This is a genomic window from Geminisphaera colitermitum TAV2 (genome assembly GCF_000171235.2).
GTDB classification, from domain to species: Bacteria; Verrucomicrobiota; Verrucomicrobiia; order Opitutales; family Opitutaceae; genus Geminisphaera; species Geminisphaera colitermitum.
In genome coordinates this window covers 21,566-42,607 of sequence record NZ_ABEA03000008.1, presented here as the reverse complement: position 1 = coordinate 42,607, position 21,042 = coordinate 21,566, and the positions used below count along the sequence as shown (strand labels likewise).

Sequence of the window (21,042 nt, the reverse complement as noted above, 5' to 3'; positions counted from 1 at the left end):
GGGCGACAGCGACGGCGTGGCGGAACTTGTAATTTTGAATACATGCAACCGCGTCGAATTTTACGGCGTGGCCGGTTCGCCTGCGGCGCTCGAAAACCTGGAGGAGACGTTTTGCCGCTTGCGGGGATTGGCGCGCACCGGCTTTGCGGCGATCCGCCAGCTTAACCACGGGGCGGATGCGATTCGTCACCTCATTGCGGTCGCCAGCGGGCTGGAGTCGCAGATGCTCGGAGAGAACGAGATTTTCGGACAGGTGAAATCCGCCTACGCCACCGCCCAGTCCGCCGGCGCGACGGGCCCCGTGCTCAACCGTGTATTCCAAAAAGCATTTCAAGCCGCCAAGCACATCCGCTCCACCACTGCGATCACCGAAGGGCAGGTGAGCATTGCCAACGTCTCGGTTGACCTCGCGCAAAAAATCTATGGCGACCTCTCCGCCACGCGCGTGCTGTTGCTCGGAGCCGGGGAGATCGGAGAAAAAACCGCGCGTGCCTTCCAGAGTCGCGGCGCCGCCTCGCTCACCGTGAGCAGCCGCACGCTCGGGCACGCAATGGAGCTCGCCACGGCGCTCGACGCGACAGCGATGCCCTTCGAGCACTTCACGCATCACCTGGAGCGTTTCGACATCGTAGTCTGCGCGACTTCCGCGCCCGATGCCGTGGTGACCGCCCCGTCCGTATCTGCGGCGATGCGCGCGCGACCGGCGCAACCTCTCTTTTTTATCGATTTGGCCATGCCGCGCGACGTCGAGGCTGCGGTGGCACGGCAGGAAAACGTCTTCGTTTACAACCTCGACGATCTTGCCCGCATCGCCGAGGCCAACCGCGCCGCCCGCGAAGCCGAGGTGACCCGCGCCCACGCCCTCGCCACCGAACGCGCCGCCGCCCTCTGGCGGCAGGTCGGACCACTGCTACGAAAGTAACAGCCTCCCCCCCCCTGTTTCACCCGTGGCGCGGGCGTCCCGCCCGCAACGTGCATCCCGTAGCGCAGGCGTCTCGCCTGCAATCCATAGGTTGCGCGAAGCGCGGTGCTCTCTTCTGCTTTTTGCTGATTCTGTTATTTGGGAAGGCGGCGCTTCGCGCAATAGACTGACTTGCAGGCAGGATGCCTGCGCTACGCTATGGCGCGGGCTTTTTCTGCCAAACGCCCGCGCACGCCTATTCGATGCCACGTCCTGCATACGCGGGCTTCGCAAGCGAAGCCCCTACCATGATGCGGGCGGGACGCCCGCGCCACGGATGATCCTCTGCGCAAGAATCACTCGCTAACGAAATTCGTTCCACTCGGGCGATGCGTATTGCTCGGCGAGCGCGTCCAGTTCGCCCTCCGCAAAGTCGGGCCAAGGTATTTCCTGCGCTTCGGCTCCGAGAGCCGCAGTCAGTCCGTCAATGAAGGTTTCGTAAAAGACATCCCAGTCCAGCCCCCCCCCCCCCCCTGCCCTCTCGGCGGCGGGACGCGAAATTGTGCCCTGAAACAACAAGCCGTGTTTGGTTCGTTTCTGCGCGGCAGTGGCGATTTTTTGGCCGGTGCGGGCGTCAATCACATCGAAGGGCGCGGGGGGGGGGACACACTGCTCGTTTTTTTGCGGCGAGTCGTGCAGGCGCACATTGGCTCCTTGCGCGGCGAGTGCGTCGGCCAGGGCGCGGTGCAGGATGCGGTAGCTTTCGAGAGCGCCGACAGCTTCAAGGTCGTGACCTCGCGGAATAACGAGCGCATAGGCCCAGTCGTCGCGGTGGTCAAAAATGCCGCCGGACGAGGGACGCCGGATCACTTCGCAAGGGGCAAAATCGTCGCCGGCCTCCGCCGGAAGTTGGGTGCGGACGTCGGCGATTTTCTGTCCATAGCCAAAGGTAAACGCCGGGCGATGCCAGCCATAGTGTCGAAAGCGGAGGGGGGGGGGAGGGGGACTGTCACCATCATTTGGATACCGTTTCAACAGGAGAAAGTCCGCCGCCATGTTTTCGGCGGCGTTGGCGGAACGGATGGGAAGCAGGTGGAATTGCATGGTGATGGCGGTTGGATGGGCGCGGGTTCGGGATTTACACGTCGTGGCGGTGGTTGCCAAGGGGTTTGACTCAAAGTGTGTCCGCCTGCGATGGAGCGAAGTTTTTCGCTCCCAACAGAACCGGCAATGATGATAGGGACAGAATCCATGAAACCTCCCTGCCCTGCTTTCAGGCAAATCGTCGCCGCCTTGTTATTCGTATGCTCCTGCGCCGTGAGCGTCGGGACAAGCTCCCTCTCCCCGGACGCGCCGGGTCGGGATGTGGTGGAGGCGTTCGCCCAGGCGGCGCGCGGGGAGCCGTTGCGCTATGTCGCCATCGGCGGGTCAATCACGCAGGCCAGCGGACCGGGCTGGGTGGGCGGCTGGTTGCGCGGGCAATTCCCGCAAAGCAACGTGACCGTGGTCAACTCGGGCATGAGCGCCACGGGCAGCGCGCTCGGTATTTTCCGGGCGGAGCGCGACATCATCGCCCACCAGCCGGATCTGGTGACGATCGAGTATTGCGTGAACGACGGCAGCCTCACCGACGAACAGTGTATCCGATACATGGAGACGCTGGTCGTGCGCCTGAAGTCGCTGCCGCAACCGCCCGCCATCGTCATCCTGGAGGCGGCGGCCAAAAACGGGGTCAATCTCGCCCGGCATCGCAAGGTGGCCCGGCACTACGGGTTGCTGGAGGTCGATTTCCAGGCCGCCGTGGACGCACATCTGCGCGCAGCCGGGACCGGCTGGGAAACGTTGTTCAGCGACAGCGTGCATCCGAACAAGGAGGGGCACGCGTTTTATGCCGGCGTCATGGCCAAGGCACTGCAACCGTTGATCGAGGAGGCGCGCAACAAGCCGGGCCTTGCCGCCGTCGTAAAACTTCCCGCTCAGCTGAGCGCAAAACCGCTGTTGCTCGATGCGCGAATGGTGCCGCTCCAAGGGTGGAACGAGGCGTCGGGCGCATGGCGGAGCGAGAATGCGCCGAACTCGTGGTACGGACGTTTTTTCCAAGGCGTGTTGAGCGCCGACAAGCCGGGCGCGGTGTTGCAAATACCGTTTCGCGGCACGGCGGTCGGGCTGTTTTACGCGCTGCACAAGGACTTTGGTTCTTTTTACGCAAGTGTGGATGGCGGAATGCCCGCGCATGTATTCACAAACAACCGACACGGTTACACGCTTCACGTCGCGGCGGACGATCTGCCGGCACGCGAACATGTGCTGACGGTGGTGCTGCCATCCGAAGCGGCCATCGCGGGCACGCCGGCAGGCGCGGACGATCTCAAGGTCGGTGATGCGGTGAAGCTGGGGTATTTGCTCGTCGCCGGTGAATCGAAAGCGACACGCGAACGCAGCCCCGCCGGGGCGTTTGACGCGGGGCGGTTGCAAACCTTGCGCTTCGAGACAATCCCCGCCGCACGCTGGTCGTGGACGGGACCGTTTCCCGTGCAGCCGGGTGCCGATGGAAAGACACCAGTCGATGCGTCGCGGGCAATCGGTCAGAAATTTCTGTCTGAGTCAGACGAAGGCGCGCCAACCTCCGCTGACTGGCGGACGATTGACGCGGAAGGCAGCCGGGTGGATTTTCGTGCGCTAACGGGCTCGGACGAGCCGGGTGTGGCCTATGCGGCGACGCAGTTTGAGAGCGCGCAGGGAGGGGCGGCGATCCTGTCGGTGGAGGTCGATTACTTCGCGCATCTGTGGCTCAACGGCCAGCGTGTGCTCACGCTGGAGGGACCGCATCGCGTGCCGATTTTCCTGCCTGTGACGTTGCGACCCGGAAGCAACGAACTGGTCATCAAAGTCGGGGCCGGCAGCGCGGGGTTCAACCATCGCGTGCGGGTTGCACAGTGACGGGACGGCCTTGCCGCCGGGACGAGGGGTTGGTCCGTTCAGCGATCGGCAACGGAACCGCCAGCAGACAAGGAGGCGACGATGTCCATGAGGCGGCGTCCGTATTCGATGTAGAGGAGCCGCCTTTTTTCCTCGGGCGTGTCGCCTTGGAAATCAGATCCGTCGGGTGACATGTGCGGCTCAATGGAAAGTCCGCCTCTGTAACCCGAGGCGAACAGATCGGCCACGATGCGCCGCACGTCGCCCTCCCCTTCGCCGGGGAAACACCAGCGCGCACGACCTGTTGCCTGATCGAAAACGCCATCCTTTATGTGCACATAAACGACGTGCGCCTTCACGTTCTGGAAAAACTCCCAGGCCGATTGTCTGGGATGCGGGGCAGGGCGGATGTAGTCGGCGTCCTTCACGCAATTTCCTGTGTCGAACACCAGTTTCAATCCGGGCACTGCGTCGAGCATCCGCAGTGTGTAGGTCCAGCCCATCCCGCCGTAGTTGCCGCAATTTTCGTGAATCACGGTCACGCCTGTATCCGAAAAAACACGCACCAGTTCCCGCAGGCGGCGAAAGCGTTCGTCTTCCAGCAAGTCGTTGGGATCGCCGACCGGGTAACTCATTACGCGGACAAACGGAGCGCCCAGTCTTTGCGCGCGGGTGGCCGCGCGCCGGGCCGTGGCGAGGTCGTCGTCAAAGGGGAGGCGAATGTCCCGGGCTCCATTGGCCAGCGCGGAGCCGAGGGAGCTGACCCGGATGCCGGCTTCGTCGAGTCGCTCCACCACGCGGGCGAAGGCGGCGTCGGGGATGTCGTGGAGGTTGCCGACGGGATATCCGGGCACCTCCACTTTGCGCAATTCGATGGCGCGCCAGCCGAGTTCGCGAGTCACGCGCATTTGTTCGTCGAGCAATGGCGATGCTTCGTCGGCGAAGCCCGTGAAATAAAATGGCACGGGTGTTTTGTTCATCGTCATGGCGTGCGGCTGCGTCACCGTTGTCATCGTTCGCTCACGTTCAGCACTTCACCGGCTTGCCGGTCCGGGCGCTGGCGTAGATCGCGTCGATGATGCGCATGAGCGACACGGCTTGGTCCGGCGTGTTGAGCGGAGCGGCGCGACCGGTGATGGTTTCCACGAAATTCGCGGCGCTGCGTTCGCGTCCCATCGTCGGATCGGGTGACACGATGATGTTGCGGTTGACCGAACGGCCATGCTCCTGCGCATAGAGTTCGCAGGTGTCGATGGCGGTGTCGTCCATGCCATCGATGCCGAAAAGCCGGCGCACGAGTCCGCCCGCCTTGGCGCCCTGAAAGGTCACGGAGACTTCTTCGCGCGCGACGAGTTCGGCCCACGAGATTTGCAACGAGATGACCTGGCCGGTCTTGAATTTCACAAAACCGTGGCAGGCGTTTTCCACGTCGGTCACGCCCTTGGCCACGTCGGGGATGCCCCACGGTCCTTTAAACCCTTTGTCCGTGATGAAGTCGGAGAAGGTCTGCGCAAGCGCCCACTCGGGCTCGGGGTAGCCCATGAAGTAGAGCGAGAGGTCGAGCATGTGGAGCAGGTCGATGAGCGGTCCGCCTCCGGAGAGTGCCTTGTTGGTGAACCAGCCACCGAAGCCGGGAATGCCGGTGCGGCGAATCCATTTGGCCTGCGCGGAGTTGATGCGTCCGACTTGGCCGGCGTTGACGTAGTCCATGATGGCGGCGGACTCGGGACGCGCGCGGTTGTTGAAATTGAACATCAGCGTGCGTTTCGCCTTCGCAGCGGCGGCGGCCATGGCGCGGGCTTCGCGGGCGTTCATCGCGGGCGGTTTTTCGCAGAACACGTGCTTGCCGGCCTTGAGGGACTGGAGGGCGAGCGGAGCGTGGAATTTGTTGGGCACGATGACCGACACGGCGTCGATCTCAGAAGCTTTGAACATCGCGGCAACGTCGCCGTATGCCTTGGCAATGCCCTCGCGGGCGGCGGTGCGCTCGGCGGCGGCTTGGTTGACGTCGGCGATGGCAACAATCTCGGCTCCGGCGGCGCGGAATCCGGCGGCGTGATAGCGGACCATGCCGCCCGCGCCGATGATGGCGATTTTGGTGGTTTTGCTCATTGGTATTGAGAGGTCGGTGGTGTGTGTGGGGGGGGGGGGGAGAGGGAGTGATTTACTGGTTCTTTTTGTCGAAGGCGGCGTCGAAGGCCACATTGCTGGGCGGGAAGTCGAGTTGGCGCACGAAGGCAGCCGCCTCGGTGCCGCCGTGGACGCGGTCCATGCGGATGTCCTCCCATTCGACGGAGAGCGGTCCCGTGTAACGGATGTCGTTGAGGGCGACGATCACCTCCTCGAAATTGATGTCGCCGCGGCCCGGCGAACGGAAGTCCCAGTAACGGCGCGCGTCACCGAAATCCGTGTGCCCGCCGAACACGCCGACGTCGCCATTGCCGTGCCCCCACCAGACGTCCTTGATGTGCGCGTGGTAGATGCGGTCGGCGAATTCGCGGATGAATTTCACGTAGTCAACACCCTGATACCCGAGGTGCGAGGGGTCGTAGTTGAAGCCGAAACGCTTGTGGTTTTTCACCGCGTCGAGCGCGCGGCGGGCGCTGGCAATGTCGAACGCGATTTCGGTCGGGTGGACTTCGAGGGCGAAGTTGACGTTGACCTTGTCGAACGCGTCCAGAATCGGCAGCCAGCGGCGGGCGAAGTCGTCGAATCCGCGTTGCCAGAACGCCTGGTTGGTCGGCGGGAAGGCGTAGATCGCGTGCCACACCGACGAGCCGGTGAAGCCGTTGACGACAGCAGGGAATGTGTCGCGCGATTTGAGACCGGGCTTGGCATCAAAAAAGGTCCGGGCGGCCTTGGCCGTGGTGATCATCTTGCGCGCCGCGCGCTTGCGCACGCCCTCGGGATCGCCGTCGCCCCACACATCGGGAGGCAGGATGGACTGGTGGCGCTCGTCAATGAGGTCGCACACCGCTTGTCCCACGAGGTGATTGGAAATCGCGTGGCAGGTGAGTCCGTGGTCCTTGAGAAGCTCCCATTTCTGGTGGGCGTATTTTTTGCTGGTCGTGGCGGCATCGACATCGAAGTGATCGCCCCAACAAGCGAGTTCGAGGCCGTCGTAGCCCATCTGCTTGGCCAGAGGAGCGAGTTTTTCGAGGGGAAGGTCGGCCCACTGGCCGGTGAACAACGTGACTGGTCTAGGCATTGTCTTGGAACGGGGGTTGGTGGGTTGAGTAATGAGACAGAAGCAGGCAAACTCCTCGGAAAAGCGCCGGAGGGGCAAGCCGCTTTTCTCCATTTCGCATCCATTTCGTTTCCCATTTCGGTCGTCACGCAGCCCATCATGCTGCCTGCCGCGCTGCCGCCCTGTTGTCTGCCCTGTTGTCTGGCATGTCGCGCATCGCTGCCTGCCAGTGAGATTTTTATGAAGATTTATTTCGCTCTTGATCTGAGACTGAGTCTTGTTTTCACACGTAATCCATGCTCGCTCGCATTTCGACAACCTGGCGCCGTTCGCTCCAACCGATCTCCCTGTCGGTCCAAGTTGCGCCAAACGCGAGCGGGAAACGCATCCCACTCATTCCCAACTGGAAAGCCCTGATCGACACCATTCGGACCACCGGGGAAGTCGTGATCCAAACCCGGCACCGTCACGCACGCTTTATCTCCCGCAGCACGCTGCCCGACTTTATTTGGGATGCCCCATGTCTCAATGCCAGCGCCGACAACAACCGGCTACATCTGCACACCGCCCACTGGACCCGCGTTTTCGGCCGGGCTCGCAACTGCCCCTGCTGTGGCTCGCCGGGAGGAGTGTCGATCCACGACCAGTCTGGAACGGAATTTTTGCAAATCTGCGCCCCTGCCGGAGCCTCCGCCACACGCTGGATGCATCTGCTGGAAGAGTGGCGCGCGGATAAAGTGCCCCTCCCCCCCCCCCCTGCCCCTGACCCCCTGCGCTGCCTTGCGCAACCTGCAACAGATTTCCCCGCCCCGCACGGCCCGCCCCATCGACGGCGACATCGACACACTCGCCACGATGCTCCGCTCGATCATCGACCAGGGGCTCCGTCTCAACTGCGCGCTCGACACTCCCGGAGCGCGTCAATGCTGCGAATTTAGTCCGCGCAAACTTGATCTCGACAACCGTCTGCTCGTCCTCTCCGGCGAAGGCGCGGTCATCCAGGTGATCCTTCCCGTCATTGCCGGACTCGCGGCCGACTTCTCCGTATCCGAAGGCGAACTACATTTGATCGGTGTTGATGGCGGCTCGCTCCTTTCCATCGGCCCCGCATCCGCCGCCCTCGATGCCGGCGGCTGGCGCAATCTCCTCCAAGCCGCCTTCAAATCCTCATGCTGACCGTTCCCTTCTCTCCACAACACCACAACCCGCCACGAGCGCCGCACCGTCACCAGCCGGCACGACGTATCCAATTTCCCACCACAAACGATACATCAAAAAACATATGAGTAACAACCTTACCATCTATTACGCGACCATGACCGGCAACGCCGAGATGCTGGCCCGCCGCGCCCAGGACAAGGCCATTGCGGATGGCTGGACCGTCAACCTGGTCAACCTTGCCGACGCCAAGCCTGACGATCTCGCCGCCAATGCCCCGTTTGCCATCTTCGTTGTCAGCACCTGGGGCGATGGCGAACCGCCCTCCGACGCCGAAAGTTTTTATGGTGACCTCACCTCCGCCACGGTCGATCTCTCGGCCCTGCGCCATGCCGTTTTTGGCCTCGGCGATCGCGATTACCAATACTTCAACGCCTTTGCCCGCAATCTGGACGAACGTCTCGTCGCGCTCGGTTCCCGCCCATTCTTGGAGCGCGCCGAAGCAGACCTCGATTTCGAGGAAGCCTACACCGAATGGGAGTCGCGCGTCTTTGCCGCCCTCGTGGAAGCCCGTCAGGCAACCGCTTCGGCCTGACCGCCCACCGCTGCACTCATCGGGTTTAAACCGTGCGCGCGAACGCTGATTCCACCGATCCGTCACGCACCACGTCACGGCCTTAATCTCAATCACGGTCTCCATTTCATCATGTGGACAACAGGCGACACCTTCCGCTTCGTCTTCGGGCTTACCCTCGCCCTTGGTTGGGGTATCCTGTTTGTCCTCATCGTTCATCAAGTATTTTGATGACTTCGAACCGGTTCCATCCGGTCCTCCTCAACCCGGAGCATTCTGTGCCGATCACGGACTCCGCCCCACCCCGTCTGCGATCGGCGTGCATCTCTTTGTCACCGATCTAGTGCCTGCCTCCGAAAATCAACGCCACATTCTCGCTCGCGCCGGTGACGGCGCCCACCAACTGGAGGAATGTCGTCTCAGCAACGATGCCTCCATGCCCGCCACACTCGCCATGCATAACGTGGAGACTGCGGCGCCCGTGGGGGGCGATACGATCACGCCAGCAGTTCCCACCTATCTCATCGCCATCCAGATCGAGGGTGCCAGTCGATGGAGCCGCGCGCGCGCGTCCCAAGTCCTCCCTCAATCGCAACCCATTCTGTCCGCGTCGCGTGGTCTCACTGCTGACTCGGACGTCACTGCCACCATCGACGCTGGCGCTGACGAATGCGTGCTCTCACGTCATCAGTTTGTTGCCTTCGTGGCCGAACCCGACCTGCAGATAACCCGGACCGGTTCGCAACCCGCGCATTTTTTCCTTTGGCGTTTCCGCATGGATGCGATGCACACCATCCGAACGCTCCTTGGCCACACCACGCCATCTCCCGCATCCCCGCCCGCCGGCACACCCCATTCTACTTCCGACAACTGGCCCACGTCGGGCCCCCTCCCCCTCACATCCGATCAGCAATCATTGATACTCTCGCTTCGCACCGCACCCAAAGGGCCGATGCAAACGCTTTGGTATGGAGCCAAGCTGCTGGAGTTCCTCGTGCTCATCCACCACCCCGGAACATCCTCCACTGCACCCGCTAAAGACCCGGCAGCCCCGGCCCCTCTTCGACTGCATCCCGCAGTGGAACGCGCCATGGCGTTCATACAAAACTCCTTTGCCCAGCCCCTGACCCTGACAGGTATTGCGCGTCTTGTTGGAATAAGCCCCACACATCTCAGTCATCTTTTCACGACTCAGTTGGGCGAACCTCTCACCAGCTATCTGCGTCGCATCCGCATTGAACATGCCGCACGACTTCTGGAGGCCGGTGATTGTAATGTTACGGAAGCGGCGATGGCGGTGGGCTATTCCAGCCTGGGTCAATTCAGCCACACCTTCCGCGCCCGATTTGGACATCCGCCCGGCAAACACCGTCGCCGTTGATGCGTTTTGCGGACGTTCTCCGAGGAACGGAAGGAAAGTGAAAAAAAACGCAAAAGTGTCTTTACAGTCGGAAGTGGAATCCTCTTATTCCGCGTTCCTCTTTAACAAATTTTGCTCAGGTGGTGGAATTGGTAGACACACACGTTTGAGGGGCGTGTGCCGAAAGGCGTAAGGGTTCGAGTCCCTTCCTGAGCACCATTTCAGAGATAGCTGCTTAGCAGTTAATTGTGACAATTCCCCCTGAATATCAGGGCCTTGTAAAAGAGTTATCAACTCAAAGAGCACGTCAGAGACTGCCCTGTTTGTGTGGGCTTGTGTGACTACTCCGCTTGGCTGTGTTTTTTCGTTTTCCCCCGGCCAAGGCAGCTTTGCCACTTCGCCATGCAATTCGAGGGCGGCAACGTCGGTATAAACACCAGCCGTCAAACGGGGATCGGTATGGCCTAGCAATTCCTGTGCGGCTCGCTGGTTGACGCCCGCCTTCACGCCTAGCGTCTGAAACGTCTTGCGCAAGGCGTGCAAGTGCAGGGTGCGCCCTAGATCGTCGGTCTTTTTGATTCCAGCGGCCTTGAACGCTGCAACGGAATCCTCCCATTTGGGAAAATTCTCGTCTGCCGGGAAAACGCGTTGATCGGGCCGGGCGTCGGCAGGCCGGAATGCTTCGATTTCGGCGACTAGGCGCGGATGCAACGGGATCGGACGTTTTTTGCGGTCCTTGGTGGAGGTCTCGCGTATCAGGACAAACGGTTTTGCTCCAAACGTGAAGTCACCCCATACCAGCAAGCGAATCTCCTTCACCCGCTGGCCTGTGTAAGCCAACAGCATGAACGCAATGCGGTGTGAAGTCGATTTGGCGGCGGCAAAAAGTGCCGCAAGTTCGTCCAAAGTAAACGAACGCGATGGACGAACGGCTTTGCCGCGTGTGTCAGGACGACGAACCTTGGCGAGCGGGTTGCGCTCGATACGGTCGGACCTTACAAGCCAATTCAAAAACGCGTTCACGGCGGCCTGATACTCTTTCAGCGTTTTCGCCGCCATGTCCGTCTGCGCACGCCACGCCATGAAGCTCTCCGGTGTGATGTCGGACAAATGACACCACTTGGTGACAGTGACAATCTCGCGTATCCTATAACACACTACACGGGCATAAGGGACCGTGCGTTTTTGCCCCAGCAAATCGGCATGAAATTCGCCCAGCAACTTGCCGAGAGGGGCGGCGGCGGCATCGCGCAAGCGACGCGGGGGAAGCAACCCCACCGCCTCGCGTTGCGCCTCAATCACAATCTGCTGGAGTTTGGCGCGGGCGGCGGCCTTGTCCGTCAAACCAAGGGCAACCTCTTTGTAAGGTTGCCCCTTTTCGATGCGATAACGCCCCGACCACAACACGGATTTTTTCCCCTTTTGGACGCGTTGAAAAACGTAGCTTAGCATGTCAGCTGATCCGGGTGAATTTGCCGTCACTCTTTTTGATCCAGAATATCAAATCTTCCGCCCGATATTGGTTGGAATTTCCGTGAAAACGGTAATCCCCAAAATCGTCGATCTGGCGGATTTTAAAGGCATAGGGTTTGTTGTCATCGCCCAAGCCTTGGCGGTAGTATTTGGACGATTTCTTGATCGTCGCAAACAGAGTGAAGGGACCACTGGTAAAGCCGACCGGCTTAAGGTTGGCGGTTTCATCAACGGGGGGGAGTTCGGTTTGTGTGCTCATGATCTTGGTTGGTTGATCTTGGTTTTTGTTGATCCGCCTCCGTCCGCGCTCGTTCCAACCAAGGAGCGAGACAGCGGACGGGGCGGGAAAATCAGGCCCCGGTGGCTGGTTGGGCCGTTTTCCCGTCGCTTGGCGACGGGGCCACCGAGGAAAGTTGGGTTGGGGTTGAGGTCTTAATTAGCGCGGGAAGCATGGTTTGTAATGTAAAATCAAATACGTCAGTGCGATAAAACGAGCGCCCATAGACACGTCAGCGGGACCGCCAATATGAGTACCACCATAAATACCGCTACTCCGGCGCTCAGGATTATGGCAGTTCCTATGTAGTTATTTTCCATTATGTTAGGCCATCTTTCAAAAACCTTGTCCCGCAATTTTTTCCCACACCAGAACAGTGGTGCTAACACGATGATCATTAGCAGTGACGTAATCCCCACCAGTGTGATGGGAATCATGCTGTGGAGAACTTCTTCGATTATTTGGCCCATGTTCATTGTAGTGGAAAATTGGTTACAGATGAAAAAATCAGGCCCCGGTGGCTGGTTGGGCCGTTTGCCCGTCGCTTGGCGACGGGGCCACCGGGGAAAATTGGATGTCGATATGGCCGATACCTCTGAACAAATCATGCAGCCGTTTAATTATCGATTGATATGCCTTGAAGCTAGGCACCCTCGTCTGTGCCACGGTGATTGTCCAAAATCGATGGGGGGCAGGGGCTAATTGTGCGGCAATCCGCTCTGCCTCAGATCGGAGGAACCGGCGGCGGGCTTTGGCCCATTGTGCCTCCGTCAGCTTAGGAGTTTTTCCGATTACCACGCACACGATTCGCTCTGTGATGCGCCGGGAGGTGGTCGGACGCGCTTTGGCGCGTGTTCCTGTGCGGGGGGATGATTTGATTTTTTGGCCCATAAAAAACGTGTTTTTTTCCTCTGAAACACACGGCGTGAGACTCGAACTCCGTTCTTCTCCCCTCCGTCGAGGGGGCTGCTTCACCTGTTCAAAGCTTCCGTGCTGTTTCCAAGGAACTGAGGCATGGAGTCTATAATCTTTATGCCGTGCAAGCCATTTCTGCCGATTCTGCCATATGATTGATTATTTTGGTGGGGTTATGGGCAAATCCTCACACTCCGATGTCTTAAGCGTCCAATGCCGCAAGGTGTTGATCGCCAAAATCTCCGCACGCGCCAGCGCGCTGAACATGAGCAAGAGCAAATTCGCCGCGCTCATCCTCGAAAAATGGGATGCAGAGGGGGCGAAACCTATCTCGCCTGCTGATTCCGCGATGGTCGCCATCGGGGGTTTTTATCCAGCGAACAAGAAAACCAAACCCACCGACAAAACTGACTCCGACGAAAAAACGCCATGAGCAACCCTAACAGGCTCCCCGAAGCAAAGAACCTTTTGACACAAGAATACCAAGCCATCGCCCAGCGCATAAAAGACGAGGGGATAACCATGGCTGAATTCCGTAGGCTCACTGAAAACCGTCCGATCTCCTATTTCGATGACGTAATCATTGTTACGCGGACCCGCGATTTTGCAGCCCCCTCACTATCTCCAGCACAGAAAAAAAAGCTGATATCATGGTGTGAAAAAACACGTAAAGAGCTTCTGAATCAAATAAAGTTATCCGGTCTAAACGACAGGGGTACAGCGCTGGAAAAGCGTGTGACCGCCTTCGAAAAAAGTAATCGGAGGACCAACGGATGACAAAACCATCAATCCAACCAGAGCCACCGAACCACGCGGACAAAAGCAGTGCCATAAATACCAATGCCCAAGATATAGACGGACGCCGTGATAAAACAGCCGGACAGGGTCAGGCCTGAATGGCACTTAGTTAAGGGCGTTCCCCGTTGTTTTGAGAGGCAATTTCCAATGCATGAATCGATCTTAATGTCGGCATGGCTTCCAGTGGAATTTTCCCTCTCAAAAGGTTGGATGGTTTTCACGGTTTTCATGCGTTGGGGAAGTCACTGGTTTTCAACGAGGAGGTGGCTTAACTAAGCGCCATTCGGGTCAGGCCTTGCCTTTTGACATTCCGTCCCCCTTGTCGAAACTCAACCAAACCAACAGTAAGATCACCAATCCAAGAAATAACCAGAGAACCCATCAAATGAGTAAGAAAAAAGAAAGTCCTCTTATCGTTTTCGACGGCACGCCATTAAGCCTTGATGACATTGCATTATCGATTGTCGGCAATGCCATTTCCGTTTCCTCCCAAAACCGAGAGATAACGGGGTCCCTTTACTTCAAGGGGGAGGCGGAAGCGGCAACTGCCCTTGATGAAATCCGCGCTGGCCGGGTCTCGTTAATCGCCAGCAAGGATTACATTGATCGTGAGCCTTATCCTCCCGATGAACGCGCCGCCATCTGGAAGCGAATAGACGCAATGGGGTTTATCGGCATTGATTGGAATTTCTATGGGCACAACCGGTCATGGGGAAGCAAAACCGCCCAACCGTGACTTCGCCGGCGTGACGGGGCCTAGCCTTGTCACGCCCTGGTCAGTCACACCCGCCGGCCTGTGACTCGCCGGCATTCCACTGTGATCGAGCAGTCACACAAAAAAGCCCGCCATGTCAGGCGGGCCGGGATACAGGGCGGAAAACGCCTTAGTAAAAATCGCCTTTCGGGGATGCGAAGGGAACTCGATAGGCGGAAAAATCGTCGTGATCGGTAGTCAGGACATGGGCGTTTGCGTAGCGGTTTACGAGCATCACTGCGCACGCATCGGCAAAATCCATACGCGGAGCCCATTTTTCCATCAGCGCAAACACGTGATCGGGTTCGGGGGGGATAACCTCCATGCGGGATGTGAACCGGCGCAACTTTGCCAGTGCAGGCGGATGATTGTCGATCAGATGGCAGGCTTCGACAATCGCGGGATAAGCGATATAAAAATGCGCATTGACACCAAACAGGGCTTGGGTTGCCCAAGCATTGGCTTCCTCGCTGGCATCGAGCATCGCTACTAGCGGCCCGGCATCAACGATGATGTTTGGCTTTGAGACGATTACGGATTTTCTCACGTGAGGTGCCGGGTGTGGGGAGAGAAACGCTGCCTGCCAGATGCTCCAGACCGGCAAAAGGATTGCCGGGGACTGCTTTGATTCGCCGCTTGGCTGGTTTTGGTATGGTTGCAGTGCTCATATTCGCAGACTGTGAGAGGTTTCGCCGTGCTGTCCAGCCTGCGACTGCGACGACGGCGAATCCGGCGAGGACGGCGAATAGGTGAGCAGGCTTCATTTTTTGCGTCTGGACCATGCCCAGAGCGCACCGATGGCAAACAGCGTGCCGCCTATGATACCATAGGCTTTTTTCCAATTTCCGAACAGCCTGTTCAGCGTCGGATTCACTGGCTGGCCGAGCCCGTCGTATTTAATCGCCTGCCCGCGCAACACAGTCGGCACGCCAACCACAGCGATTGCGGCGATAATTGCAGCCAGCCATGACATTGCGCCGCCGCTGATTTTCCGCATGACGATGGCAGGGAGGGCGATTGCCGCGAGAAATGCCCCAGCCCAAGCGGCAACATAGGAGTTAAGGTAACGCATGTTACTTCCCTCTTTTGTGGCGGGAGACTTTGCGGCCTGCGAGGGTGTAAACGTTGCCGCGCTTGCGACGGGCGCGTTTCTTCGCGGTGGCGTAGCCGCCCGCGCGTCCAACAATGGCGGCGGCGCGTTTGCGCGTGGCCGGTTTAGCGAGGGGGATGCGGCGTTTCGTTCCCTTGGCTTTGGTGCGTTTTTTCATGGCGAGAAATTGGGAGAGGGGGGGAGGGGGGGGGCATGGCCTCGCGTCTCCATTTCCACAGGAGATAGGCGATGCCTAGCAGCCCACCGATGGCGGCAATGACGCCGTTGAGGTGGTCGAGCGTGATGCTTGCCAGCACGGGCACGGCAGCGGCGATGTAGTCGGCAAGTTTGATGCGGAGGAGCGCGAGCATGGTTACTTGGCTTTCTTTTTCGGTGTTGGTGCCGGTGTCGGGAGGTAAGGGCGAATCAGCACGAACACGTAAGCGACGATGGCTCCGCCGATCACCCAGCGAAGCCAGACGGGGATGCTGCCGAGAATGCCCTTCCCAAGGGTGTCGATTGCGGTGTTGATGCGGACGGGGAGTTCCTCAACGGACTCAGCAATTGCGGAGGGGACGCGTTCCGCCATCGTGGACGTCAGCTTGGTTCCAGTCACAACGTTGCCGAAAATGGCATCTATGTTGGCGGCGGCCTCTGTCTCGGTGATCAGGCCGTCCTCTTGTTGCCGCTCCACGATTCCCGCCATTCGCGCTGCGTTATTTTCCTGCGCTTGGAGCGCGTCTGTGGTCCCTGTGGCCCAGCCGACTATCTTTGTCCACAATGTCATCGTTTTGGTCTCCTTTATTCGTAGTTAATTAATCAATACGCGTCCCCAAGAAATTTCAAAGTCGAGTGTCAGCGTGTGGTCACTGTCCTTGGTTTGGGGCTGGTCAAAGATGATACGGAAAATGGGGTAAAAGGTCTGGTAATCCCACCAGCCAAACCCAAAGCAGCGGACGGCGGGCAGGTTGCCGTCATTGAGTTGGAAACTTGCGCGGTAAGTGTATTGGAAACTCCCCGACACGTAGGCGGCGCGGACGGGCTCAACGGTTTTGGTCGTGCCGGTCAGAGCCCCGGCCTGCGCTTCAAGACCGGGCTGTTTGAAGGCGTCCAGAGAATCGCTCAAAAACACCGGAATGTAATAATTGTATGTGCCGCTTGGGTGGAAGCGATGGCCCCAGTTGAGGTTTTCAAACTGCGCCTGTCCGCTGATTCCCGCCTGCCAGAACGGCCCGGCAGGCTCGGGGGCGAGCGGTGAAACGGCGATGTCGAGTTCCAGCACAACCTTGAGTTGCTGGCCGGTTACGAGCGTGACCCCGGCCCCGGCAAGAACATCGCGGCCAAACAGGGCGGAATCAGAGTACAAGGCCCAGCCGATTTCCCGGATGGTGCGTTGCTGGGTGACGGGGGCAAAGATGTAGGTGCGTTTCATGACGACGCTGCCGTTGATGAGGACCACGGTGTTGTCGTCAGCGGCATTCCCATAGGTGTCCGTGCGCATGACTTCGGTTTCATGGCCGGTTTGGTTGACATACCAGATGGTGCCGGGAGTCGGCTCGGCGGATTCGCGGGAGGTTTTGACGGTGGCAGTAACGGCATCGGGGACGGCTTCGATGCGCAGTTCCTCCCCTGTATTTAATTTCAGGAGACGCCCGGCGTCCTCAGCTTCGAAAAAGCCAGCGGAGGCGGTAACTGTCTTAGCCGTTTGGGTGAAGGTGACAGCGGCGCTGTCGCGTCGGGTGGGTTTCGCACCGGTTCCGGCAACGGCATAGCGTGTGACTTCGTTCCATCGGTAATTAGCGATGGCATTTAGTCCCCAGTCCAGAATGAGGTTTTTTTTCCACGGGCGGGAGTCGGCAAGCATGCCGTCCGGGTTGATTACTTCGATCCGATAGCGGATGGAGGCTCCGAGTTTTGTTTCAATTGTTTTCATCGGGTGAGGGGACGGCTTGGGCTTGGGTTTCGGTTTGGTAGAAAAATGCGGTGAAGGCGGCGCGTTGTTGTAGCGTGTGACTGGATACATAATGCCCGGCTGGCTGGCTTGTCGCGCCCGTGAATGAGGCGCGTTGCGCGGCGGATTCGATGGCGGCGGTTTCGGTTCCCCCCTCGTAAACAAATGCGGTGAAGGCTACGCGTTGCGTGGCGTTCTCGTGCGCGGCGATGGAGGGGGAGGGCTGGTAAGAACCGTAATGCGTCGCGCGGATGCGTCCGGTCTGCGTGATGCGAATGCGGCCCGCTTGTGTGGCGCGAACCACGGGCAACAGGCCCGCGTGTTGCGTGGCAGTCTCGGCAGCGGCAAGGGAGGGAGGGCGGAGGTAAGCGCCGTAATGCGTGGCACGGATGCGTCCGGCCTGTGTGATGCGGATGCGGCCCGCTTGCGTGGCACGAACCACAGGCAACAGGCCCGCGTGTTGCGTGGCAGCCTCGGCGGCGTCAATCCGCGTGACGGGGACGTACAGCACGCCAGTGAGCCCGGCGCGTTGCGTGGCGAGGGGGCGCAGATACGGCGTGTAACGTTTGCCCCCCACCCATAGGAGGGGAGTCGGGATGCGCTGAATCTGTGTCTGCGAAAAGACCATGCGGTTACGGCATCGAAATGGCGCTTTCGGCAGCGGCTTTGACGGCGAGGGGAACAAGACCACCGACAACTTTCGTCATCTCAGCGAGGGACTGCGCTTGCGCGGCATTTGCGGCCCCTGCGCTGTCCATCACGGTTGATGCGTCGGTTTTGAGGGAGTCGGCGCGCAAAATGTAATCTCCAGCGACAAGTTCCAGCTTTTCAGCAGCCATGTTTTTCGGAAGGACAAGCTCAACGTGTCGCCCGTCAGCCGTGGAAAACTGGAGGCGCGTTGCGGCGTCCCCGGCGTTGGTTTTTTGAAAGGCCGCGCAGCCGGAAAGGACGGCGAGCGCGGCGAGTAGTGCGATGGTGAATACTGTTTTCATTTTGGTTATCGTTTAACGTGACGTTGACGGTAAAAATCGGGGAGACGGGCGGAGGGTTTTGATGGATAGGGCAGTCCGGTGCGTTTGCTGTAATTGTCGCGCCATGCCCCCCCCCCTCCCATGCGCACTGCGCGGTAAATGGTGCTCCGGGTCAGCCAGTTCACTCCGAGGGCTTCCATCGCTTCGAGGAAGATGGCGTCAGCTTCCGCACGCGTGAGGAGGATGTTGTCGGATTTGTTCTCTTCCGTTGATTGGTTGGCGTAGAGAAAATCATGGATGATTGCGGCGGCGGTGTATTTACCAGCGGGCGGAAACACGCGCCAAAAGAGGCGCGGGATGCTGGCAAGGTCGGTGAAAAATCCGGTGGGCAGGTCAATGCGCCCGTGCGTGTCCGAGATGAACGCAAAGGGCGCGGCGAGTAGCAGCGCACGGTCTTGACCGAGGATGGTCTTGGTCTTGAGGGATCGTGGAAATTTGACGAGTGCGGCAGTCATTTTTGTTCGGCGGCGAGGGCGCGAAAATAATTGAGGCGGTCGAGGGCGGCGCGGTCGGGACCGCGACGGCGCTCAAACGAGTCGATCTGGCGGGCCATGATGCCAAGCGGCGTGCCGTGGGGGGGCGTGATGGCGGGGCGGGCAAGCCCGGCCTTCGCCATGAGGTCGGAGATTCGGTCACTGCGCCGGAAAAGCGGGTTGACCGGCGCTTCTGGCAACACGGGCGGAACCACGGCAGGGGGGGGAGGGGCGGCATCGACAAGGGCGGGGGCCGTCTCCACGGCGGGCGGGGGCGCTTCCGCCTGTGTGCAGGCGGGGCGGGCGTCCACGGCGGGTTGCGCAGCCGGGGGCGTGCGCAGCCGCTCAACGCGGGCGAGGCGCTCCAACATCGTCGGTTGCGGCGGCAGATCGGCCAGCGCAAGCAGGCCGGGGAGCATGAGCAAGGATGCAATGAGGAGCGTTCGCATGGCGTGTGTTTCGTGTGTAGTTGGTTTCTTACTACGATTTTTATTTCACCCGTTCCGAGACGGACAGGATCGTCATCAGTTCCTCAAGCCATGCGTCACGAGCGGCGGTCTTGGGCAGGGAGTTGGCGGCGCGGGATTCGGCTTTCACAAGCGCGATGGCGCGGTCAACGGGGAGGCTCGCGACGTAGTTGGAAAACCATCGTTGATATCCGCGTTCCATCACGCCTTTTCCGAGGACGGCTTTGCGGGCGTTGGTGGCGATTTCCGGCGCGCCAAGTCGTTTGGCGGCGACGGCAAAATGCGACTGGTTATTCGGCGTCACAGGGATTGCGGCGAGTTCGTCCGCCGTCGCAAACGACCTGATGAATGTCGTGGGCGAATACTCGCGGGCGAGTTCCTTCACGTCCGGCACGCCGGGGAGCGGCGTGATGGGATGCTTTGAATTCGGCGCAAGCCTGCCAGCGTAGTTGCGCACGATAATCGACGCAACGCCCGGAGCGGCTTCCGCAACCTCGGCGATGTTGGGCAGGGCGAGGGCAAAGACAGCGGCATCGTTGGTGAGTCGCCATTCGCCATAGCCTTTGCCTTGCGTCGCCTTGTAGATGGCTTCGCCCTGCTTTTGCAGTTCGATGGCCTGTTGCGCAGGCGTGAGAGCGGGGGCCGGGGCCGCCGCGAATGCGAGGCTCGCGCCAAGGGCGAGAGCCGGGATGATGTGGAGCATGATCTTTTTCATGATGTGTAGTGGTGGTTAGGATACCGGCCTGATTCTGGCCGGAAATTGTCAGGGGGTGGGTTTCACGAGTGACCAAGTCGGCACGATTGGTGTCCAAATGTTTTCGTAGGAACCGCCGCTGATCCTCTGATAACTCCAAACGAGGTTCGGGTTGTCTGGCCGGATCGTTACATCAACGGGGACAACCACGATGGCAGCGGCAATGGTCGCGCCGGTAGAACTGCGCATCGCGTAGATGCTTTCAGTGGTGGACTGTCTGCGCCAGCGGCGGCGGTCGGTCCAGCCCGAATCCGTGAAAAACACGGTGGGTTTCGGCCCGGTCTGGCCTGACACTGCCACGCGCGCGGGGTCTGGCGAATGATAATACAGATACAAATCCGTAAACGGCGAGTGCCCGCCGAAATTCGAAACCGTGGCCTTGAGTTCGAAATCGGTAAAATTGGCTCCGAGCGGAAGAGTGAAAATGGCGAACTTGGGCGCACGCGCCAAGCCGTTGACCGTTGTTCCCTCTGGCACGGTCAGCGTGCCAGAGATTTCAGTCTGCCCGGTCAGTTTCGCGTCTTTGATCGGTGTGGCGGCATACGCCGCGCCTGCCACAAAAAGGAAAATGAAGAGAATGCGTGTCATGGCAAAATGAGGCAAACGAGGATGTGCCCGGAGATGGATGGCGGGCCGGAGAGTTCGACGGTGAAGCCGTACATCGTGATCGACTCGGCAACTGGGTTTGCCCAAAGGTTATCGCCGTTTTCGGGCTTGGTAATGGAACAAAAGATACGCGATGGAGGCGCGGCAAAAGGGGAGGGGAATTCGACAATCACGGCGGATGCACCAGCGGAAATGGGTGTGGATACCAGCACAGGGGCGAATCCGCCGCCGAGGGCTTGCGCAGCGATGCGACACGGGCCATCCGGTCCGTTCATTTCGACGTAGTCGCCGGGTGCGGCAGCTTCTTTTTCCGGGAGGTCGAGAATGGTTTCGTAAATAAGATCGGGCATGGCG

General features: G+C 59.7%; 28 protein-coding genes, 1 tRNA gene and 2 pseudogenes. 11 read left to right on the top strand and 20 right to left on the bottom strand.

From position 1 onward, the window contains the following. Positions 1 to 922: glutamyl-tRNA reductase (hemA, locus tag OBACDRAFT_RS01620; RefSeq protein ID WP_043582331.1), on the top strand; the 922-nt coding region annotated here is incomplete at its 5' end. A 342-nt stretch (positions 923 to 1,264) separates the two neighbouring features. Here the strand turns inward: hemA and OBACDRAFT_RS01615 are convergent. Further along, entirely contained in the window at positions 1,265 to 2,005 is a 741-nt protein-coding gene (locus tag OBACDRAFT_RS01615; RefSeq protein ID WP_052360831.1) for a lipoate--protein ligase family protein, read from the bottom strand. 147 nt (positions 2,006 to 2,152) lie between these two features. Here OBACDRAFT_RS01615 and OBACDRAFT_RS01610 point away from each other — a divergent pair, with 147 nt between their 5' ends. Further along, positions 2,153 to 3,841 carry an SGNH/GDSL hydrolase family protein gene (locus OBACDRAFT_RS01610; RefSeq protein ID WP_052360833.1) on the top strand — a complete coding sequence of 563 codons (1,689 nt, stop codon included), beginning with the start codon at positions 2,153 to 2,155 and terminating at the stop codon, positions 3,839 to 3,841. 38 nt (positions 3,842 to 3,879) lie between these two features. Here the strand turns inward: OBACDRAFT_RS01610 and OBACDRAFT_RS01605 are convergent, their stop codons facing one another. From OBACDRAFT_RS01605 to OBACDRAFT_RS01595, 3 genes are read right to left on the bottom strand one after another with little or no spacing between them, the layout of a single operon-like run. Beyond that, a complete protein-coding gene (locus OBACDRAFT_RS01605) occupies positions 3,880 to 4,800 on the bottom strand; it encodes a sugar phosphate isomerase/epimerase family protein (protein WP_043582352.1) in 921 nt (306 codons plus the stop codon). Between the two features lie 46 nt (positions 4,801 to 4,846). After that, positions 4,847 to 5,932, bottom strand: coding sequence for a Gfo/Idh/MocA family protein (locus OBACDRAFT_RS01600; RefSeq protein ID WP_043582329.1), 1,086 nt, complete (start codon positions 5,930 to 5,932; stop codon positions 4,847 to 4,849). Between the two features lie 52 nt (positions 5,933 to 5,984). Then, positions 5,985 to 7,028: a sugar phosphate isomerase/epimerase family protein gene (locus OBACDRAFT_RS01595; protein WP_043582351.1), complete on the bottom strand. Its 1,044-nt coding sequence runs from the start codon at positions 7,026 to 7,028 to the stop codon at positions 5,985 to 5,987. A 275-nt stretch (positions 7,029 to 7,303) separates the two neighbouring features. Here OBACDRAFT_RS01595 and OBACDRAFT_RS31165 point away from each other — a divergent pair. From OBACDRAFT_RS31165 to OBACDRAFT_RS01575, 5 genes and pseudogenes are all read left to right on the top strand, one after another. Continuing rightward, positions 7,304 to 7,669, top strand: a pseudogene (locus OBACDRAFT_RS31165) (hypothetical protein); the annotation flags it as partial. 118 nt (positions 7,670 to 7,787) lie between these two features. Further along, a complete protein-coding gene (locus OBACDRAFT_RS01590) occupies positions 7,788 to 8,183 on the top strand; it encodes a hypothetical protein (protein WP_043582327.1) in 396 nt (131 codons plus the stop codon). Between the two features lie 106 nt (positions 8,184 to 8,289). Then, the gene (locus OBACDRAFT_RS01585; RefSeq protein WP_043582325.1) at positions 8,290 to 8,760 is read left to right on the top strand and encodes a flavodoxin domain-containing protein; all 471 of its coding nucleotides are present in this window, start codon (positions 8,290 to 8,292) and stop codon (positions 8,758 to 8,760) included. A 181-nt stretch (positions 8,761 to 8,941) separates the two neighbouring features. Continuing rightward, complete coding sequence (locus OBACDRAFT_RS01580) at positions 8,942 to 10,120, top strand: helix-turn-helix transcriptional regulator (RefSeq protein WP_232766516.1); 1,179 nt, start codon at positions 8,942 to 8,944, stop codon at positions 10,118 to 10,120. A gap of 113 nt (positions 10,121 to 10,233) precedes the next feature. After that, positions 10,234 to 10,318: transfer RNA gene (locus tag OBACDRAFT_RS01575), tRNA-Leu, on the top strand. Positions 10,319 to 10,528: 210 nt separating this feature from the next. On the opposite strand, the pseudogene OBACDRAFT_RS31160 reads toward OBACDRAFT_RS01575, so the two are convergent. Then, positions 10,529 to 11,158: pseudogene (locus OBACDRAFT_RS31160) on the bottom strand (tyrosine-type recombinase/integrase); the annotation flags it as partial. A 144-nt stretch (positions 11,159 to 11,302) separates the two neighbouring features. Between OBACDRAFT_RS31160 and OBACDRAFT_RS29140 the strand changes: the two are divergent. Further along, the gene (locus OBACDRAFT_RS29140) at positions 11,303 to 11,548 is read left to right on the top strand and encodes a hypothetical protein (protein ID WP_043582323.1); all 246 of its coding nucleotides are present in this window, start codon (positions 11,303 to 11,305) and stop codon (positions 11,546 to 11,548) included. A gap of 4 nt (positions 11,549 to 11,552) precedes the next feature. On the opposite strand, the gene OBACDRAFT_RS01565 is transcribed toward OBACDRAFT_RS29140, so the two are convergent. After that, a complete protein-coding gene (locus OBACDRAFT_RS01565) occupies positions 11,553 to 11,831 on the bottom strand; it encodes a hypothetical protein (RefSeq protein ID WP_043582322.1) in 279 nt (92 codons plus the stop codon). Positions 11,832 to 13,029: 1,198 nt separating this feature from the next. Between OBACDRAFT_RS01565 and OBACDRAFT_RS01555 the strand changes: the two genes are divergently transcribed. Then, positions 13,030 to 13,197, top strand: a complete 168-nt coding sequence (locus OBACDRAFT_RS01555) for a hypothetical protein (RefSeq protein WP_157836873.1) — start codon at positions 13,030 to 13,032, stop codon at positions 13,195 to 13,197. Then, on the top strand, positions 13,194 to 13,541 hold the full coding sequence (locus tag OBACDRAFT_RS01550; protein ID WP_043582317.1) for a hypothetical protein: 348 nt from the start codon (positions 13,194 to 13,196) through the stop codon (positions 13,539 to 13,541). The genes OBACDRAFT_RS01555 and OBACDRAFT_RS01550 overlap by 4 nt, the downstream gene beginning before the upstream one ends. A gap of 8 nt (positions 13,542 to 13,549) precedes the next feature. Here OBACDRAFT_RS01550 and OBACDRAFT_RS27785 read toward each other — a convergent pair whose 3' ends face one another. After that, positions 13,550 to 13,783 (bottom strand): hypothetical protein, encoded by a 234-nt coding sequence (locus OBACDRAFT_RS27785; protein WP_157836872.1) that lies wholly within the window; start codon positions 13,781 to 13,783, stop codon positions 13,550 to 13,552. A 98-nt stretch (positions 13,784 to 13,881) separates the two neighbouring features. Between OBACDRAFT_RS27785 and OBACDRAFT_RS01545 the strand changes: the two genes are divergently transcribed. Continuing rightward, positions 13,882 to 14,298 (top strand): hypothetical protein, encoded by a 417-nt coding sequence (locus OBACDRAFT_RS01545; RefSeq protein WP_157836871.1) that lies wholly within the window; start codon positions 13,882 to 13,884, stop codon positions 14,296 to 14,298. Positions 14,299 to 14,446: 148 nt separating this feature from the next. Here OBACDRAFT_RS01545 and OBACDRAFT_RS01540 read toward each other — a convergent pair whose 3' ends face one another. The 13 genes from OBACDRAFT_RS01540 to OBACDRAFT_RS01480 all read right to left on the bottom strand — a co-directional run bounded on the left by OBACDRAFT_RS01540 (position 14,447) and on the right by OBACDRAFT_RS01480 (position 21,038). After that, a complete protein-coding gene (locus OBACDRAFT_RS01540; protein ID WP_232766514.1) occupies positions 14,447 to 14,920 on the bottom strand; it encodes a type II toxin-antitoxin system VapC family toxin in 474 nt (157 codons plus the stop codon). Positions 14,921 to 15,076: 156 nt separating this feature from the next. Continuing rightward, positions 15,077 to 15,313, bottom strand: coding sequence for a hypothetical protein (locus tag OBACDRAFT_RS01535; RefSeq protein WP_157836870.1), 237 nt, complete (start codon positions 15,311 to 15,313; stop codon positions 15,077 to 15,079). Positions 15,314 to 15,389: 76 nt separating this feature from the next. Continuing rightward, positions 15,390 to 15,584, bottom strand: coding sequence for a hypothetical protein (locus OBACDRAFT_RS01530; RefSeq protein ID WP_043582311.1), 195 nt, complete (start codon positions 15,582 to 15,584; stop codon positions 15,390 to 15,392). Continuing rightward, complete coding sequence (locus OBACDRAFT_RS01525; protein ID WP_043582309.1) at positions 15,532 to 15,777, bottom strand: hypothetical protein; 246 nt, start codon at positions 15,775 to 15,777, stop codon at positions 15,532 to 15,534. The genes OBACDRAFT_RS01530 and OBACDRAFT_RS01525 overlap by 53 nt, the downstream gene beginning before the upstream one ends. Before the next feature lie 2 nt (positions 15,778 to 15,779). Continuing rightward, on the bottom strand, positions 15,780 to 16,193 hold the full coding sequence (locus OBACDRAFT_RS01520) for a hypothetical protein (protein WP_157836869.1): 414 nt from the start codon (positions 16,191 to 16,193) through the stop codon (positions 15,780 to 15,782). A 24-nt stretch (positions 16,194 to 16,217) separates the two neighbouring features. Further along, complete coding sequence (locus OBACDRAFT_RS01515) at positions 16,218 to 17,339, bottom strand: uL14 family ribosomal protein (RefSeq protein WP_043582305.1); 1,122 nt, start codon at positions 17,337 to 17,339, stop codon at positions 16,218 to 16,220. After that, complete coding sequence (locus tag OBACDRAFT_RS01510; RefSeq protein ID WP_043582304.1) at positions 17,326 to 17,985, bottom strand: hypothetical protein; 660 nt, start codon at positions 17,983 to 17,985, stop codon at positions 17,326 to 17,328. The genes OBACDRAFT_RS01515 and OBACDRAFT_RS01510 overlap by 14 nt, the downstream gene beginning before the upstream one ends. A 4-nt stretch (positions 17,986 to 17,989) precedes the next feature. Further along, entirely contained in the window at positions 17,990 to 18,349 is a 360-nt protein-coding gene (locus OBACDRAFT_RS01505; protein ID WP_043582302.1) for a hypothetical protein, read from the bottom strand. 5 nt (positions 18,350 to 18,354) lie between these two features. Beyond that, complete coding sequence (locus OBACDRAFT_RS24785) at positions 18,355 to 18,843, bottom strand: DUF1353 domain-containing protein (RefSeq protein WP_052360829.1); 489 nt, start codon at positions 18,841 to 18,843, stop codon at positions 18,355 to 18,357. After that, entirely contained in the window at positions 18,840 to 19,310 is a 471-nt protein-coding gene (locus OBACDRAFT_RS27780; RefSeq protein ID WP_043582300.1) for a hypothetical protein, read from the bottom strand. Before OBACDRAFT_RS27780 ends, OBACDRAFT_RS24785 begins: the two co-directional genes overlap by 4 nt. A gap of 40 nt (positions 19,311 to 19,350) precedes the next feature. Further along, positions 19,351 to 20,043: a hypothetical protein gene (locus OBACDRAFT_RS01490; protein WP_043582298.1), complete on the bottom strand. Its 693-nt coding sequence runs from the start codon at positions 20,041 to 20,043 to the stop codon at positions 19,351 to 19,353. A 48-nt stretch (positions 20,044 to 20,091) separates the two neighbouring features. After that, a complete protein-coding gene (locus OBACDRAFT_RS01485) occupies positions 20,092 to 20,670 on the bottom strand; it encodes a hypothetical protein (protein WP_052360828.1) in 579 nt (192 codons plus the stop codon). After that, a complete protein-coding gene (locus tag OBACDRAFT_RS01480; protein WP_043582296.1) occupies positions 20,667 to 21,038 on the bottom strand; it encodes a hypothetical protein in 372 nt (123 codons plus the stop codon). Before OBACDRAFT_RS01480 ends, OBACDRAFT_RS01485 begins: the two co-directional genes overlap by 4 nt. Positions 21,039 to 21,042 lie beyond the last annotated feature (4 nt).

Excerpts from the sequence above, each read along its gene's own strand:
- OBACDRAFT_RS24785 (WP_052360829.1), bottom strand. The coding sequence starts at position 18,843 with ATGACTGCCGCACTCGTCAAATTTCCACGATCCCTCAAGACCAAGACC.
- OBACDRAFT_RS01600 (WP_043582329.1), bottom strand. The coding sequence starts at position 5,932 with ATGAGCAAAACCACCAAAATCGCCATCATCGGCGCGGGCGGCATGGTC.
- OBACDRAFT_RS01490 (WP_043582298.1), bottom strand. The coding sequence starts at position 20,043 with ATGAAAAAGATCATGCTCCACATCATCCCGGCTCTCGCCCTTGGCGCG.
- OBACDRAFT_RS01535 (WP_157836870.1), bottom strand. The coding sequence starts at position 15,313 with ATGCGGAAAATCAGCGGCGGCGCAATGTCATGGCTGGCTGCAATTATC.
- OBACDRAFT_RS01555 (WP_157836873.1), top strand. The coding sequence starts at position 13,030 with ATGAGCAAGAGCAAATTCGCCGCGCTCATCCTCGAAAAATGGGATGCA.
- OBACDRAFT_RS01595 (WP_043582351.1), bottom strand. The coding sequence starts at position 7,028 with ATGCCTAGACCAGTCACGTTGTTCACCGGCCAGTGGGCCGACCTTCCC.
- OBACDRAFT_RS01605 (WP_043582352.1), bottom strand. The coding sequence starts at position 4,800 with ATGAACAAAACACCCGTGCCATTTTATTTCACGGGCTTCGCCGACGAA.
- OBACDRAFT_RS01610 (WP_052360833.1), top strand. The coding sequence starts at position 2,153 with ATGAAACCTCCCTGCCCTGCTTTCAGGCAAATCGTCGCCGCCTTGTTA.
- OBACDRAFT_RS01585 (WP_043582325.1), top strand. The coding sequence starts at position 8,290 with ATGAGTAACAACCTTACCATCTATTACGCGACCATGACCGGCAACGCC.
- OBACDRAFT_RS27780 (WP_043582300.1), bottom strand. The coding sequence starts at position 19,310 with ATGCGAACGCTCCTCATTGCATCCTTGCTCATGCTCCCCGGCCTGCTT.
- OBACDRAFT_RS01480 (WP_043582296.1), bottom strand. The coding sequence starts at position 21,038 with ATGCCCGATCTTATTTACGAAACCATTCTCGACCTCCCGGAAAAAGAA.
- OBACDRAFT_RS01520 (WP_157836869.1), bottom strand. The coding sequence starts at position 16,193 with ATGACATTGTGGACAAAGATAGTCGGCTGGGCCACAGGGACCACAGAC.
- OBACDRAFT_RS01550 (WP_043582317.1), top strand. The coding sequence starts at position 13,194 with ATGAGCAACCCTAACAGGCTCCCCGAAGCAAAGAACCTTTTGACACAA.
- OBACDRAFT_RS01505 (WP_043582302.1), bottom strand. The coding sequence starts at position 18,349 with ATGAAAACAGTATTCACCATCGCACTACTCGCCGCGCTCGCCGTCCTT.
- OBACDRAFT_RS01510 (WP_043582304.1), bottom strand. The coding sequence starts at position 17,985 with ATGGTCTTTTCGCAGACACAGATTCAGCGCATCCCGACTCCCCTCCTA.
- OBACDRAFT_RS01485 (WP_052360828.1), bottom strand. The coding sequence starts at position 20,670 with ATGACACGCATTCTCTTCATTTTCCTTTTTGTGGCAGGCGCGGCGTAT.
- OBACDRAFT_RS01530 (WP_043582311.1), bottom strand. The coding sequence starts at position 15,584 with ATGAAAAAACGCACCAAAGCCAAGGGAACGAAACGCCGCATCCCCCTC.
- OBACDRAFT_RS01515 (WP_043582305.1), bottom strand. The coding sequence starts at position 17,339 with ATGAAAACAATTGAAACAAAACTCGGAGCCTCCATCCGCTATCGGATC.
- OBACDRAFT_RS29140 (WP_043582323.1), top strand. The coding sequence starts at position 11,303 with ATGAAATTCGCCCAGCAACTTGCCGAGAGGGGCGGCGGCGGCATCGCG.
- OBACDRAFT_RS01565 (WP_043582322.1), bottom strand. The coding sequence starts at position 11,831 with ATGAGCACACAAACCGAACTCCCCCCCGTTGATGAAACCGCCAACCTT.
- OBACDRAFT_RS01525 (WP_043582309.1), bottom strand. The coding sequence starts at position 15,777 with ATGCTCGCGCTCCTCCGCATCAAACTTGCCGACTACATCGCCGCTGCC.
- OBACDRAFT_RS01615 (WP_052360831.1), bottom strand. The coding sequence starts at position 2,005 with ATGCAATTCCACCTGCTTCCCATCCGTTCCGCCAACGCCGCCGAAAAC.